The organism is Spirulina sp. 06S082, from assembly GCF_034932145.1.
Taxonomy (GTDB): Bacteria; Cyanobacteriota; Cyanobacteriia; order Cyanobacteriales; family Spirulinaceae; genus CCY15215.
This window is the reverse complement of the sequence record NZ_JAYGHV010000124.1, coordinates 1-15,742: the sequence shown is the minus strand read 5'-3', so window position 1 is coordinate 15,742 and position 15,742 is coordinate 1. Positions and strand designations below refer to the sequence as shown.

The 15,742-nt window shown below is 41.3% G+C and carries 14 protein-coding genes and 1 pseudogene; 7 read left to right on the top strand and 8 right to left on the bottom strand.

The window, feature by feature from the left end:
- Positions 1–15 precede the first annotated feature (15 nt).
- Positions 16–786 carry a class I SAM-dependent methyltransferase gene (locus VB714_RS07760; RefSeq protein ID WP_323222789.1) on the top strand — a complete coding sequence of 257 codons (771 nt, stop codon included), beginning with the start codon at positions 16–18 and terminating at the stop codon, positions 784–786.
- Positions 787–809: 23 nt separating this feature from the next.
- Positions 810–1,715 (top strand): sialate O-acetylesterase, encoded by a 906-nt coding sequence (locus VB714_RS07755; RefSeq protein ID WP_323222787.1) that lies wholly within the window; start codon positions 810–812, stop codon positions 1,713–1,715.
- Here the strand turns inward: VB714_RS07755 and VB714_RS07750 are convergent.
- The 3 genes from VB714_RS07750 to VB714_RS07740 all read right to left on the bottom strand — a co-directional run bounded on the left by VB714_RS07750 (position 1,647) and on the right by VB714_RS07740 (position 4,673).
- Entirely contained in the window at positions 1,647–2,828 is a 1,182-nt protein-coding gene (locus VB714_RS07750; protein WP_323222784.1) for a hypothetical protein, read from the bottom strand. The two genes, VB714_RS07755 and VB714_RS07750, sit on opposite strands and share 69 nt — an antisense overlap.
- Positions 2,829–2,830: 2 nt before the next feature.
- Positions 2,831–4,297 (bottom strand): MBOAT family O-acyltransferase, encoded by a 1,467-nt coding sequence (locus tag VB714_RS07745; protein WP_323222782.1) that lies wholly within the window; start codon positions 4,295–4,297, stop codon positions 2,831–2,833.
- A gap of 130 nt (positions 4,298–4,427) precedes the next feature.
- Complete coding sequence (locus VB714_RS07740; protein ID WP_323222780.1) at positions 4,428–4,673, bottom strand: hypothetical protein; 246 nt, start codon at positions 4,671–4,673, stop codon at positions 4,428–4,430.
- A 188-nt stretch (positions 4,674–4,861) separates the two neighbouring features.
- Between VB714_RS07740 and VB714_RS07735 the strand changes: the two genes are divergently transcribed.
- Positions 4,862–6,973, top strand: a complete 2,112-nt coding sequence (locus tag VB714_RS07735; protein ID WP_323222778.1) for a glycosyltransferase family 2 protein — start codon at positions 4,862–4,864, stop codon at positions 6,971–6,973.
- 1 nt (position 6,974) lies between these two features.
- Here the strand turns inward: VB714_RS07735 and VB714_RS07730 are convergent, their stop codons facing one another.
- Together VB714_RS07730 and VB714_RS07725 are read right to left on the bottom strand one after the other, a co-directional pair.
- Positions 6,975–7,745 carry a basic amino acid ABC transporter substrate-binding protein gene (locus VB714_RS07730; protein WP_323222776.1) on the bottom strand — a complete coding sequence of 257 codons (771 nt, stop codon included), beginning with the start codon at positions 7,743–7,745 and terminating at the stop codon, positions 6,975–6,977.
- 220 nt (positions 7,746–7,965) lie between these two features.
- On the bottom strand, positions 7,966–8,472 hold the full coding sequence (locus VB714_RS07725) for a hypothetical protein (RefSeq protein WP_323222773.1): 507 nt from the start codon (positions 8,470–8,472) through the stop codon (positions 7,966–7,968).
- 172 nt (positions 8,473–8,644) lie between these two features.
- Between VB714_RS07725 and VB714_RS07720 the strand changes: the two genes are divergently transcribed.
- On the top strand, positions 8,645–9,634 hold the full coding sequence (locus VB714_RS07720; protein WP_323222772.1) for a CHAD domain-containing protein: 990 nt from the start codon (positions 8,645–8,647) through the stop codon (positions 9,632–9,634).
- 431 nt (positions 9,635–10,065) lie between these two features.
- On the top strand, positions 10,066–10,671 hold the full coding sequence (locus VB714_RS07715) for a Crp/Fnr family transcriptional regulator (protein WP_323222770.1): 606 nt from the start codon (positions 10,066–10,068) through the stop codon (positions 10,669–10,671).
- Between the two features lie 51 nt (positions 10,672–10,722).
- On the opposite strand, the gene VB714_RS07710 is transcribed toward VB714_RS07715, so the two are convergent.
- Positions 10,723–10,980 (bottom strand): hypothetical protein, encoded by a 258-nt coding sequence (locus VB714_RS07710; RefSeq protein WP_323222768.1) that lies wholly within the window; start codon positions 10,978–10,980, stop codon positions 10,723–10,725.
- Between the two features lie 144 nt (positions 10,981–11,124).
- Positions 11,125–12,138: a phosphoribulokinase gene (locus VB714_RS07705; RefSeq protein WP_323222765.1), complete on the bottom strand. Its 1,014-nt coding sequence runs from the start codon at positions 12,136–12,138 to the stop codon at positions 11,125–11,127.
- 443 nt (positions 12,139–12,581) lie between these two features.
- Here VB714_RS07705 and petH point away from each other — a divergent pair, with 443 nt between their 5' ends.
- Positions 12,582–13,733, top strand: coding sequence for a ferredoxin--NADP reductase (gene petH, locus VB714_RS07700; RefSeq protein WP_323222763.1), 1,152 nt, complete (start codon positions 12,582–12,584; stop codon positions 13,731–13,733).
- A gap of 96 nt (positions 13,734–13,829) precedes the next feature.
- The gene (locus VB714_RS07695; RefSeq protein WP_416309632.1) at positions 13,830–14,450 is read left to right on the top strand and encodes a type I restriction endonuclease; all 621 of its coding nucleotides are present in this window, start codon (positions 13,830–13,832) and stop codon (positions 14,448–14,450) included.
- Between the two features lie 132 nt (positions 14,451–14,582).
- On the opposite strand, the pseudogene VB714_RS07690 reads toward VB714_RS07695, so the two are convergent.
- Positions 14,583–15,742 (bottom strand): annotated as a pseudogene (locus tag VB714_RS07690) (CCA tRNA nucleotidyltransferase); the annotation flags it as partial.

The following is a 15,742-nucleotide window of genomic DNA, read 5'->3' as shown; positions in this document are numbered from 1 at the left end:
GGAAGGATACAAATTATGACAAACACGAATTCTTTAAGCGATCGCCAAATCATCCAAGAGAATGAATACGAATACCCCTATCATTATATTCCCAGATGGGACGGTGTTCATTTCTCCCAGACACAATCATTATCTTGGGGTTACGAATATATTTCCTATCTCTATTTTATTTTAGAGAAAGCAGAGAAAATTGGCTTTGAATCTTTACTCGATCTCGGTTGTGGAGATGGCCGCTTTCTTAGGGAAATAACTAAAAAAAGTTCTGGAAAACAGGTCATTGGACTAGATTACTCGCAACGTGCAATCGATTTTGCAAGGATCATGAATCCTAATATTGAATGGAGATGTGGGGATATTAGTGAAGAAAATTTATTTGATTTTAAGTTTGATATTATTACTTTAATTGAAACATTGGAGCATATTGAACCCAGTGCGATCGCGAGTTTTTTACAGGGTGCATCTCATTATCTCAAAGATAATGGTTATTTTCTGCTTACAGTTCCTAGCAAAAATATTAAAGTCGAAGATAAACATTATCAACATTTCGATTTAGATGCTTTAGAAAATGTTTTAAGTCCATTTTTTAAGATCGAAGAGGCTAACTACCTCAATCATAAAACTTCTCGTCCTTTGAGACTGATGCAGCGTTTTTTATACAATCGTTTCTTCATTTTAAATCATGAAATACTCTTACAAAAGCTATACAATTATTATCGTAATAATTTGTTATTAACCGATGAGAAAAATTGTCGTCGTATTGCTCTAGTTTGCCAAAAAACTACTTAAATAAACAGGTAATTAGAAAAAAGATGAAAAAAATATTTCTCTTTTGCAGTATTTTGCTAATGTCAGCTTTTGGTTTTGCAGTATTGTCTCCGTCAATGCGATCGCAAGCCCAAAATTTTAATCAACCAAAGATTAAAGTTTTTATCCTAGCTGGACAATCTAATATGGTCGGTGCAACTTCTGATTGTAGCCAGATTTCTGAGGAATTCAAAAAGACGCAAGAAGAGGTATTATGGTACGCTGAAAATAATATTTGGACTGAATTAGACCCTCCTACAGAGCCTTTACCTTTTAGTGGAATGGGAAAGCGAGAAAAGTTTGCTTGCGGTCCCGAAGTTTCCCTCGGTTTGCGACTCCATAAAGTTCTGGGAGAGCAAGTTGCACTGGTTAAATATGCTCGTGATGGAACGAATTTAAGGGAAGAATGGAAAGTCGGTGCATCTCTTTATAATAATGCGATCGCACGATTCAAGCAATCTATTTTTGACCTGCAAGAATTGGGGTATAATACACAAATTGCTGGTTTTTTCTGGATGCAAGGAGAATCAGATGCTCGCGATCGCATTGGGGGTGAAAGTTACGAGGCTAATTTAAGGCACTTTATCGATGGAATTCGCCGAGAATTAGACAATTCTCATCTTCCCTTTATTCTGGCTAAAATTCCCCTTACCAGCGCACAAATTACCACCAGAGGAAGTTTTCCTTATGGCGATCGCGTCAGAAATGCTCAACTTAGAGTTGCCCAAAATACACCTTATACAGCAGTATTTGATACTCTCGATTTACCTCGTCAGGAAGATAATGTACACTTAACAGCAGAAGGATATATTTTGCTAGGCGATCGCTTTGCTCGAGTTTGGTTACTCCATTTCTTCCCTCAACCTTTTCGTTTCAACTTTTCTTTTAATTTGTTGGACATATTCCACTAAATCGGGATTTTTGGCTGTCCAGGTTTCTTGCTCTTTTCGCAGATTCACAAGATGAGATTCTATATTAGTCGGCGAAATTAGCACCCCAAAATCATTAGATGTATTAGTTTCATTCCCTTGTAAAATACGCTGTAAAACTAAATCTCCAACTTTTTTGGTGTAGTGAGAACTATCCAGATAATTTTTCATTTTATTATCGATCTGTTCTGTGGTAATATTGTTATAGCCAGAAAAATCCCAAACAGGTGTAATACGAACTAAATCTTGCTTCCATTCTTCAAACTCCGGCCAAAGTCCAGCGACTTGAATAGCTTCCCATTGTAAAGCGTGAGCAGGAGAAATAAAAGTAATACATTCTATCTTTTTTTCTTGACAAACTCGGATAATTTTTTGCATATCTTCCAATCTTTCGGGAGATAATGTATAATTGCCGTAAAGTGTCGGATCGCTTAAAAAGCGAGTTAAAGAGCGATCGAATTCCTTTGTTATTGAAGTGTTTTTGAGAACATATTTCAAAAAATAAGCAGTATCAGACATCCCGTTTAAAAAATAGGGACTTAGGCGATCGGGACTTTGATTGAAAGAAATGGTCTGAAAACTTTCATTTAAAGCATTAGTAGATAAAGTAGAGTCAACAAAATCGGATATAATCAAATGTTTTTTTAGCAAACGTTTTTGCTTAAAACCTGGTTTATCATCTCTATTTGTATTGAACATAAAAAAATCGAGACCGATAATAACTCTTTGTATGTTATCTTGATTAACAAGAGCGTGTTCAAAATAATATCTTAATTCAGAAGAATTAACTCCCAGAATACCTAAATTATAGATAGGAGGATAGGCTTTTAATAAAGGATAATTGGGGTCTAATCCTAAATCTGTTCGCGATGAACCCAGTAAAATAGTTTTAGGTTTTAAATTAATAATGTCGATCGCTTTAAACAGTCGAGGATTTTTGATTTTACTTGGCTTTTCTTGATTAAAATTTTCTAGGGTTATCAATTGGAAGATTCCATAAGGATCGACAAGGAGATTAAATCCCACAATTATCAAAGACTGCAAGCTAATAAATATAGCGAGAATTTGGAGATAGTAAAAATATCTTCTGTTCATTGTTAAAACTGAAAATAAAGAAATTCAGAAACCTGATTGAGAGAAATTAGACAAAAAGTAGCTAATAAACCTATACAAAAAGCTACTGGTAAAGTTGGTTTAAAACGTTCCATTATTTCTTGTGTATTTGGTAAGAATACAACCCCGAAAATCAAGCAAAATATCACTAAAATACTTTTTTGAAAGCCAATATCGGGGAAATGGGAAAATTGACTCCATCCTTGATATTGAAAAGAGGTAAAAGGAAAGATAAACTCGACAATAGTTTGATAAGAACTTGGTAATATTATAGAATTAATTCCTAACATAGTTTGGATAATTTCTATGGCATCTTTTAGATTTGAAGCCCGAAAAATAACCCAACCTAAAACAACTATGAAAAATGTTAAAAACCAGCCTAAAATTCTAGAAAATTGCCATTGAGAACCTCTCCAAATATTATTAATTACTAATAAAGAGCCATGTAGTCCTCCCCAAATAATAAAAGTCCAACCTGCACCATGCCATAATCCTCCTAGTAACATTGTAATCATCAAATTAAGATATTGTCTAATTTTTCCGAGACGATTTCCACCGAGAGGAATATAAAGATAATCGCGCAAAAAATGAGATAAAGTAATATGCCAACGTCGCCAAAAATCAATAATAGAAATAGCTTTATAAGGAGAATTAAAGTTAATAGGTAAATGAATATTAAACAACCAACCTAAACCAATGGCCATGTCTGAATAACCGGAGAAGTCAAAATAAAGCTGTAAAGTATAAGCTAAGGAACCAAGCCATGCTTCTAGAATTGTAATGTCATTAGGATTCTGAAAAATATTAGCAACCCAAGGTGACAAATTATCTGCGATCGCCACTTTTTTAGATAATCCTAAAATAAACAGAGTCAGTCCCATCGCGATGTTTTTCTGAGACAATATAAAAAGTTGCGATTTTTGAAACTGCGGTACCAGTTCGTTATAACGTAGAATTGGACCAGCAATGAGTTGAGGAAAAAAAGAAATAAATAAACTATAAGATAAAAGATTATAGTGGTGAACTTTAGTTTGACCTCGATACGCATCCACTAGATAGGCAATTTGGGTAAAGCTGTAAAAAGAAATCGCTAAAGGTAAAATAATATTAACTTCAGGAACTTGAAAATTAAAGACTTGATGAAAAGAATCGAGAAAAAATTGGCTATACTTAAAATATCCCAATAATCCTAAATTAAATATAATCCCCAAGACCAGAAAAAATCGGGAATTCTGAACTCTTTCTATTGTTTTTCCTAGAGTATAATTAATGCTAATTGAAATGATAAAAAGTGGTAAATAGGAAACATTCCAGTAACCATAAAAAAATAAAGAGGTAAAAGCAAGCCAAAGGAAAGCAATTTTTTGCAAATGGAAACGAGAGAGTGCGAAAAAACCGATCGCGGCGATCGGTAGAAAACAAAAGATGAAGATGTAAGAGTTAAATAACACGAGAAAAAATGATTAGACTCACGAAGAGAGTAACAATTTAAAGACATTTTTAAGGGCGTTGCATACAACGCCCCTACAGGATACATAAATCGTAGATTTTGTCAACCCTAGACCTGATTATAGTTACTAATTAACTCGCTTTAAGCATTTTCTTGATTTCTTCTCCCGTACTAAAACCGTCAGATTTCGTGAGTGTACCGATCGCCTCTTTATTTTGGTTAATACAGCCAGCTTTTTTAGCATACTGACACACTCTGGCATAAAGACGGGCGCGGGTTCCGGGTTGGCCAGAAGAAAAATATACTTTGTCATCATGGGCAATCTTAACACGACAAATTGGACAAGTTTGACAATTATCTGGGGTGGTGGTTTTCATGATTCACTCCTCAATCAGAATAGGTTCTCGCGTTAAACGGGAACTTTATAACGTTTTATTACAAAAGATTGACTTTTTGCGTGTCTAATCATACAAAAACCAAATTTTAATTAAATTGACTCTCAGAGATAATTCAGGGAATTGCGTTAAATTGTGAAGCGATCGCCCTCCTAGAGTCTCTTTCAGCCATGTCCGCTAGTGTATTCGATTTCTCCTCGCTTCCCCCCAACAAAACCGATCCAGATGCGCCCACAGATGCCCAAATGCCCTCATTAAACAAGATTTTGGTCATTATCCCCGTCTGCAACGAAGAAGCTACGATCGCGGCAGTCATTGAGGATTTGCAGGCGATCGGCTTGAGTCGCATTCGCGTGGTGGATAATGGCAGTCGCGATCGCAGTGCCGCGATCGCCCGATCTGCGGGGGCTGAAGTGATTTACGAACCGATCGCTGGGTATGGCTGTGCCTGTTGGCGAGGGTTACAGGATATCCCCCCAGAGATCGAGTGGATTTTATTTTGCGATGGAGATGGTAGCGACGCGATCGCACAACTCCCGCAATTTTTTGCCCGATGCGATCGCCATGATTTCATCCTCGGCGATCGGGGGGCGACGGCACAGGGACGAGAAAACCTCACTTCTGTGCAGCGCTTCGGCAATCGACTAGCAACATTTTTAATTCAACTGGGTTGGGGCTATTGTTATCGAGATTTGGGTCCCTTGCGTTTGATGCGTCGATCTGCCTTAGAAGCCCTAAAAATGCAGGATCGGGGCTTTGGTTGGACGGTGGAAATGCAGGTGAAGGCGGTAGAACAGCAATTACATATTTGTGAGATTCCCGTTCATTATTATCCCAGACAAGGGGGGCGATCGAAGATTTCTGGGACGATCGCGGGGAGTTTGAAAGCGGGAACAATTATTCTCAGTACCTTGGGAAATTTATATTTTCAACGCAACTTAAAACGTTTTACTCCTCCGCAGTTTCTTCTCCTTTGGGCGAGTGTATTATTGCTGGCGATCGGGACTATTTTTATCCTTCCTTATGGCGATTTTCGGCAAGTTGAAGCCGTGCCAAAATTTTGGGGGGGAATTGGTCTTATGAGTGTCGGATTTGTCTTTTCTTGGAGACTGCGATCGCTAAAAGGAACTTGGTTTTGGGGAGTTGCGATCGCCTTGCGCTTGCTTTTACTGTTTATGTATCCAGGAGATGATATTTGGCGCTATTTATGGGAGGGATATCTACAAAATATTGGCTTTAGTCCTTACGATCTCCCACCGGAAGCCGCAGAATTAATTCCCTATCGTACTGATTGGTGGGAACTCATTAACTTAAAACATTTCTCAGCGATTTATCCTCCCATTACTCAATTTGGTTTTCGGATTTTAGCGAGTATTTCTCCCAGTGTTATTCTCTTTAAGTTAAGTTTTATTATCTCAGATTTATTGATTTGTGGGTTACTCAGTCGAAAATTTGGCTATGTTCAAACCATTGTCTATGCTTGGAATCCTTTGATTTTATATTCTTTTGCAGGAGGCGGACATTATGATAGTTGGTTTATTTTACCTTTAGTGGCGGCGTGGTTGTTATTTGACGCGAATGCAAACAATAAAAATTATCTCGGTACGGCACTTTTATTAGGGGTTAGTATTGCCATTAAATGGACTTCTCTGCCGATTTTAGGCTTTCTTCTCTGGCAGGCATTGAAACGAAAAGGAATGCAAAAAGCGATCGCGGTTTTAGCTTGCGGTTTTCTCCCTTTACTCATCAGTGGAATTCCTTTTTGTTTTGGCGATCGCTGTCCTATTTTGCCCTATAGTGCTGGTAATTCAGATTTTGTGGTTCATGGTCGTAGTGCAGATTTCCTGCCTTATTTTTTGCAGAAATGGGGATTTCTTTTGACAGATAATTCGAGTTTAGCGCTTCCTCTCTTGGCGATCGGGCTGATTATGCTGTGGAGAATTAAAAGTTTTCGTAATTTTACAGAAACATACTTTTTTACGTTATTTATCTTTTCTCCTATCATTCATGCTTGGTATTTTAGTTGGCTCGTTCCTTTTGCCGTAGCAAGTCGTAATTTAGGGACAAAACTGATTAGCATGACAGTATTTATTTATTTTATTTTACAATACCGTGCCGCATTAGGAATCTATGATTGGTGGATGAATGAATCAGCACGATTATTTTTATGGTTGCCTTTTGTTGGGGGATGGTTTTGGACGACGATCGCCAACTTCCAGCGCGATCGCCAGTCCCTTAAGAACAAAGGAGAAAAGGCGATCGTATTGGAAGATCGCATTTAATTTATTCTAGATTAGCAGCAATTTTGGGGAGGGTATGCGGTTCGCTATTAAACCACTGACGATAAAGCTCTTCATAGGTTCGATCGACGATTAATTCTTCTAAGATATCGTTGATTGGCTCTAGATATTCTGAATCTTTGGGCAGTGCAATACCATAATATTCCTGAGTTAATAATTCATCAATCACTTTTAATCCATCTAAATTGCCAATTTTAATTGCGTGTAATGTTAGAGCCGCATCGTTAAGAACTGCATCAATTGTTCCATTCTTTAATTGGTATAAAGCAATGGCAATAGAAGAAAACTTACTGACTTTTGCCCCTAATATTTTCTCTGCTTCTCTAGCTCCTTCTGTGCCAATTTCTACGGCAATTATTTTATTTTCCAGATCCTTTAATCCTTTAATTTTTTTATCTTCATCTCGGACAGCGATCGCCAGGCCGGAATGGAAATAGGGACGAGAAAAAGCAACAATTTCAGATCGCTTAGGCGTAATTTTCATACTACTCATAATTGCCTGAATCTGTCTTTTTTCTAGAGTGGGAATTAATTGGTCAAATGCTATATTTTTCCATTCAATTTTCATGTCATCTCTGTCGGCGATCGCCTGCATCAACTCGATTTCAAATCCAATCACTCGATTTTCATTCTCTTGCATTGCAAAAGGAGGAAAAGTGGGATCGACACCAATACTTAATGATACTTTTTTTTCTATGTTATCTGAGATTGCACTACAAGCGATCGCTAAACAACAAACAAAAAAAACAAACAAAATAGAGTGAAATCTCTTTAATCGTTTGTGTTTCACCATTTTACCAGTTATAGTTTAAAGTTCTACGTTTTGTTCTTCTCAGAATTCTAGCTGAAAAATCGCTTTTTTTGTGGAATACTGATGCTAATCAGCACAAAAAAATGAGGCTTTACTTCGAGAGTGCAGCCTCGTTATTTTAATAATGAGTTGGGGTATTACAACTCTAATATTTTTCCCAAAACTACCACAATCCTTGAATTGGAACGGGTGTTGTTGCAGGACCAGGAATTGTTGCTGGGGTTGAGTCGAAAGGTAAAGAAACCGTGGAAGGACTGGGACTGCGATCGAGGGAACGTTCGTAGTCAGACCAAAGCGATTGAATGCGGCTACTAAAGTTACTAGAACGCGGAGGAACTGGGAGGCTATGAGGAGCCAAAGAGACAATTTTGTTTCCTTCTAGGAAAACCGGAGTCCCTCCCATCAAATTCAGCGACCCCAGTTGCGCTTGAGGAACGCCAACCCAGAGAAATTGATCTTGGGCGCGATCGAGTTCGACGAGAACTTGGGTTCCAACAACGCTCTTAACCACACCTCTAACTTTGGGTTCGCGAGGAGTAGTTCTTTGTGCCAGCAGGATAGGCTCGTTAAAGGATTCAACCATAGACTCGGCTCGAGCCGTTTCTGTCGCGATCGCTCCCAGCAATAGCGTGAATACTGTCACAAGCAGGCTCAGTTTTTTAACGTGCATCTTACAATCTAGTATCGTGGGATGATTTACTTATGAAGTATAATATTGATTTGAGAGCATAATTGAAAGTCTTTGCTTAATATTCATTTTTGATCGGCTGGGGTTGGCAGTCATTCGGTTTTTTTGACTAGAATGGGAGGATCGCTGCAACTTATATTCTTTGTGGGGTGATATGGGGAAAAATGCAGCTTGGGGCAAAGAAGCCGAAATCATGACTTTTGCCAATTTAGCGTATATTGCGATCGCCCAACACTATTGGAAAACAATCTCCTATGAAGCGGGGGTTCTCGCCGATCGCGATTCGGAAGAACTCCATCAGATGAGGGTCAGTATGCGCCGTTTGCGAACAGCATTGGTTGGGTTTGCCCCCATCCTATCCCTGCCGGCGATCGCCACGGAAAAGGCCGTGGGACGAGTGGCGAAGGTATTGGGAAAGTTACGAGATATTGACGTACTTGAAGCCACCCTGAAAACAGAATATCGTCCCCAGTTACCCAAAGCAGAACGCCAGAAACTCGATCGCCTCCTGAAAAGGTTAGCCAAGGACCGCAAAAAAGCCTTTAAAGCGGTGAAAAAGACTTTAAAGGGGAAAACCTACCTCCACTTGAAGAATGGCTTTACATCTTGGCTGGAGAAGCCGCACTATTCCTCTCTGGCTTGCCTTCCCCTAGAACTAATTTTACCGGATTTACTGTTGCCGCAATTTAGTCAACTTCTCCTGCATCCGGGATGGTGGGTTGAAGCCGGCGATCGCGGGGAAATTCCTTCAGTCAAAGATAGCGCTCCTGATACAATCTGTAACATTTTGGTGCAGCAGGAAAAAAAGCTCCACAGTTTGCGAAAATCCGCCAAACGCACGCGCTATCAAATGGAACTGTTCGAGCAGTTTTATGGCAAGGAATACGAGATATATCTCAAGCAAATCAAAACAGTGCAAAGTATTCTCGGCGATCTTCAAGATAGCTTTGTGTTGCAAGAATTTCTCAATCGTTTTTTTGCCAAATCTTTCCAGACTGAACTACCTCACCTTGCCCAACACCTGCAAGAAATTCGTCAGCAAAAATGGCAGGCTTGGCAAGACTTGCAGCAAAAATTCTCCTGCCTCGAAACGCGACAATCCTTCCGGGCGATCGCGCAATCTCCCCATTTTGTTCGTGAATAATAATTATTAATTTTCTTTACAAGAAGCTAGAAAAATAGGACAATATCCCATAGCGAGTAGAACCCAAGTCTACGTGATGAATCGTTCTAGTACGGAGAGATCCCGGCAAGTAAGAAACAACGGTTAAATCATTCTAACGACAGTATGACTACACCACTGCGAGCAATGGCAGAGCGAGGAGCGTACCAAACTGGCTGAGTGATGGACGTTTGAAAGTATAAAACCCAAAAGTAAACGCAATGTATGTGGCTATGGTCAGCATATTTGAGCGTATAGAGGCACTTTGACTATGCCTTTAAGAGTTCATAGCTACTTATGAATCTCCGTATCTTTAGAGCGGAGAGAAGTCAACTTAAAGATTTATCTTGAGATGAGAGGATGAAAATTGTTTAACTTTTAATCTTTAACTTTTTATTTGTGAAAGAGATATTATGCTGCTGACTCCTCAACCCATCGATCTCCTCTCCCCAGAAGAATCCCCAGAAAATCGGCGCTTACATCTCTATCATCGAGGCGAAAATATTCCCTTAGATGAAGGGGGGGTTTGGCAAGTTTATCGCGGTTTAGTACAAGTGAGTACTGCTCATGCCAGTGGCGAAGAAGTCATATTAGGATGGGCAACTCCAGCAACATTTTTCGGTCTTTGGTTGACTCGTTTGGAGTTTTATGAAGCAAACGCACTATCGGATGTTTACTTGCGCTGGTTTCCCCTCAGTGAAATACAAAACTCTCCTTCCTTGACTCAGACTGTTTCCGATAGCGTGACTCGACGACTGCGACAAACTGAAGCAATTTTGGCGATCGCCGGATATCGTCGCGTTGAAGATCGCCTCACCCGCTTACTATCCCTTCTTAAGGCAGATCTGGGACAAGTTACAGAAGCAGGAATTCGCTTACCAGTGCGGTTCACCCATCAAAATCTTGCGAATGCTATTGGCACGACTCGGGTCACTGTAACGCGATTATTAGGCAAGCTACAGCGATCGGGCTGCATTCAAATCGATCGCGATCGCCACATTATTATTCACAATCACTAATTCTGCCGCAATTGTGAAACAAATCCCTCAACAAATTTTCCACAAGGCTATTCACATTTTAAATGAGATTGAATCTTTAGTGGGCTGAGTCTTGGGCATATTTTGAGGGACAGGCTGAGGAATAATCGGTTGTTCCACAGGATCGGTATTGGATTCTAAATGAGGACGCGATCGCCTCGCATTAGAGGCGATCGCCAATAAAATACCCAGGCCAATATAAACGGGTAAAGGAATTTCCATTGCTTGCAACCATTGATAAAACTCGACACTGCCAAAGAATAAGATAAAACCAAACGCCCAAATTCTCATAATGACCGACCCCAAACCTAAAATTATTTTACCAATTATCGATTATCAACCCAAAAAAACTGAGGCGCGATCGATATGCGCCTCAAATAGAACTCAATCAGCATCTTTTACGAGCATCTTTTACGTCAGTCCTGAGCCTTTGTACTACACCGTTGCCGTTGCAGCAACCTTGTTTTCAACTTCGGGACGAGTTAAGCGTTCGTAGGCTTCCCGCATTTTTAACCCGACCAAAACTTGGAAAAGTCCAGTACCGTTATTAGAACCGGGATAATCCTTATGTTTGAGTAACAATTCAGTCATTTCGCCATAATAGCGAGTTGAAGTACTGCTCAAATGACTTTCAACGTAAATCATCTCCTCAAGATTATCAAATTGACCGTCTACCTCTAGAAGAGAGACTTCATGCCCCATAAAACTATCGGGACCATAGTACATTTTAATCCCAGGATAAGTACAAGTCAGCTTGCGCCCGCAAGGTCGCCAATCAATGGTAGAACCCTCATCAAACAGATATACTGGCTCAAAATTAGCAATCCCCTCTTTTTGAACCAAGCGAACGCGCAGGTATTTACTTTCCTTATCGTCGATTAACTTGGTGGGTAAAACTTGAATAACCACATCGGCATATTCTTTCTGCGGCTCAATATAGTCTTTAAAATCAGGTTTTCTGGCATTGATCGAAGCGAGAACGTCTTCGTAGGTATGACCCCGCTCTGCCATATCTCTCTGGATCTTCCAGTTAATTTTTACCTCATCACTGATATCGAGATAAACCCCAAAATCAATCAATCCGCGAACCCGTTCGTCGTAGAGAGGATGCAAGCCTTCAATCACGATCACTTTATTGGGTTCAATGCGCTCTGGAGGGTCAAGTTCACCCGTCTCATGATTGTAAATGGGTTTATCAATAGCCTTTCCTTCTTTAAGGGCTTTGATTTGCTCGTACATCAAATCAAAATTATTGGCTTTGGGATTTAAAGCCGTTACCCCCGCCGTTTTTCTGCCTTTGCGATCGAGACTGTGATAGTCATCCAAACAGATGACCGTCATAAACTCTTCGCCAAATAAATCGGTCAAACGGCGCAAAAAGGTTGATTTCCCGCATCCCGAGTCTCCGGCGACTCCTATGAGAACCACACGATCCGATTGTGCGATCATACCTTCCCTCTAATACAAAACAATTTTTTAACAAGATTAAGCAAGCTGAACCTGGAACCTCAACAGGAGAGTCTCCACAAGGTCAAACAGGAATACAGACAGCCCACCTAGTTCTTATGCTAAGGTAGCGCGGGCATTTTTGTTAAAGAAAAAGTAAAAAAGATGCCATCTTAACAATATTCTGCTCTCGAAGAGATTATTTTAAGGATGAGTGTCCGCAAATCAGTTGGGACATTTGGTTTGTTCATTGCGACGAGGTACTCCCCGGATCTGAACTCAGGGGCGATCGCGATCGCCTCTGAAGCCCCAGGCTATTGTACGAGGTTCTTGCAATGCTAGGCTGAATATTATCGGCAAAAAACCCTTGCCTCTTTTTTGAGGGCAGAGTTTTTTGACCACGCAATATATAGTTTCGATCGCGAAGTTGGGAGATATTGAATCGAATGTACAAACCTGGAAGCCGCAAATTTGTTTATGAAGTCGAAGGTCTAGCCTCGGACAATCGACCGAATTATTCCGTTCGCAGTAGCGGAACGGTTTTTATTACCGTAACCTACGACCGGATGCAAGATGAAATGCGGCGCATTAATCGACTGGGAGGCAAAATTCTCAGTATCAAGCCTTTAACTTCTGAAACCTTAACAGGAGCTAAAGTGATTGCCGAAACTGCACCTGCAACGCCCAATCATAAACCTATGACTCAAGCTAAAGCTAAAGTTGATATTCCTATCAACCTCTACAGACCTAAAAACCCCTATATTGGCAAGTGTGTAGAAAACACGGAATTGGTTCGCGAGGGGGGAACGGGAACAGTTCGTCACCTGAAATTTGACATTTCTGGAGGCGATCTGCGCTATTTGGAAGGTCAAAGTATTGGCATTATTCCACCGGGAACCGATGAGAAGGGAAAATCGCACAAATTGCGCCTTTATTCTATTGCTTCGACTCGTCACGGGGATGATATTGACGATAAAACCGTCTCGTTGTGCGTGCGCGAACTGGAGTACAAGCATCCGGAAACAGGAGAAACTGTTTATGGGGTTTGCTCGAGTTATTTGTGTAACTTAGACACTGGTGCCGATGTTGCCATTACGGGCCCTGTGGGCAAGGAGATGCTCTTACCCGATGATGAGGATGCAACTATTATCATGCTGGCAACAGGTACGGGTATTGCTCCTTTCCGAGCCTTCTTATGGCGGATGTTTAAGGAACAACACGAAGATTATAAGTTTAAGGGGTTGGCTTGGCTAATTTTCGGTATTCCCTATACGGCGAATATTCTCTACAAAGAGGAGTTGGAAGCGCTGGCCGCAGAATATCCCGACAATTTCCGCCTAACTTATGCTATTAGTCGCGAGCAAAAAGGTGAGGACGGTAGCAAGATGTACGTGCAAAGCCGGGTGAGCGAATATGCGGGAGAAATCTTCGACATGATTCAAAAACCCAATACTCACGTTTATATGTGTGGATTGAAGGGGATGGAACCGCCGATCGCGGAAACTTTCACCCGAGAAGCAGAAAAAATTGGTATGGACTGGGATGCGAAGCGCAAGGAGTTGAAAAAAGCTCATCGCTGGCACGTCGAAGTTTATTAAGTTCTACTGTTTCCTGTGAATTTTTTCTTCCCGAGTCCTTTGACTCGGGAATTTTTTAATCGCGAGAATAGAATTGCGATCGCTTACCTCTCAAAAATGCCTCAACTCATTACCCCCCAAGAAATCACCCTCCGCATCCTCAAACAGACTACCGGGCTGCAGCCCTCACCCTCACGGCAATTCTTCCCCGAATGGACGCAAGAATGCCCCTCCCTTAGCGATCGCGATCGCGAAACCCTCGATCGCGTTAAAACCAACTTTTCCGAGCTAATGGAAGACCCGCCCATGCTTGAAAATAGTGTTAAAATGGTCGTTCTCGCCCCCCTCCTCGATCTTGCCGGATTCTACCGCCGCCCCTTCCGCCTCGAAACCGAAACCAGTATAGCGATCGAACTCCAAGACCAAGACATTCTCATTCAAGGACGAATCGATATTCTTGTCCTCAAAGATCGACTGTGGCTTGCCGTCATTGAATCCAAACGCAGCGACTTCGCGGCAACTCGCGCCCTTCCTCAAACTCTCGCCTATATGCTGGGCAACCCAGACAAAGAACACCCCACTTTCGGCATGATTACCAATGGTAGTGAATTCTTATTCCTCAAAACCCACTATACCCCCAACCCTCAATATGCTACCTCCCGATTGTTATCCCTCATCAATCCCGAAAACGAACTCTATGAAGTTCTCGCCATTCTCAAACATTTAGCACGACTTTAGGCTCGATAAAGCGCCTTTTTCACTTCTTCATGATGGCGAAGGTTAAGTTAATATAGCACTACGCATTAAAGGTTAGGACATCTCTAACTGCTAAAACCCAGTCATCGCTTACTGTTGCCTGTTGCCTGTTGCCTAGCGCGTAGCGCTATAATATTTGTGTAAAAAGGCTTCTGCATCAGCGCGATCGCCAACAATTCCATCTAGAGTTGCCGAGAAAAGGTCGTCAAGAATTTGCTTATATTGCGGTCCGGGTTGATAGCCGAGTTGTTTGAGATCGTTGCCATTGAGAGGGGAAACTATTTGCGACCAACAGGTTAAATAGCGCCAGATTTTACGGCGGATGTTTCTCGGAGTTTGCACCACTAGCAGTGCCAACATCGGGGTTTTATAGTGGCGTAAAATCTTCACGATCGCGCTGGGACGATCGCCAGATAAGTCGGTGAGATCGGCAATAATTTGCTGTTTGACTGAGGTAAAACGGCTCAAGCGTTGTAGGCTGTCGGCAGTTAATTGTAAATTTTCTGCAACTTGCGCGGCTGCGGGAGAAGGTAAATTAGAAAGTAGCATTTCCAAGCGCATTTGCCAGTGAATGAGATGATTTTCTGGGTCAAAACGACCCAAAGCGCGATCGAGAAAACGAATTTGCCACCATAAAGCCCGATCTAATTTTAAGGTCGGATGCAAACAGCGTAAGGCTCCCAGGGAGGCAATTAATTTTAAAGCGGGATACCAATAGGGGGCTTGGAGAATATATTTAAGTTCGGTTTTTAAGCGGGTTGTAAGGGCGGGAACTTTGCGATCGCTATTGCGGCGATCGTACACTCCACTCTCCAGGGCATAGCGAATATAGTCTTCGGTTTGAGATTCAATGGTAAATCCTAACCGAACTGCAAAACGGACAGCGCGATAAATGCGCGTTGGATCTTCAATAAAACTATTCGCGTGAAGGACGCGAATTTGCCGCGATCGCAGGTCCTGCAAACCGCCAAAAAAATCTAATAATTCTTGCGATCGCGGCTTAGTTAAGCGCAATGCAAGGGCATTAATTGTAAAATCCCGGCGATACAAGTCTTGGCGCAGATCGCTGGCTTCAACTTCGGGATTAGCAGCCGGGTAAGGGTAAAATTCAGTTCTAGCTGTAGCAATATCCATCGCCAGAGAGCCATATTCCGGGTCTTTATGCCAAAGCAGGGCAGCCGTCTGGAATGCCCCATGAATCTCTAAACGCGCAGCAGGATAGCGCTGTTGTAGGACTTTCCCCAAGGTAACACCAGCCCCTGCTTCTGCTGTCT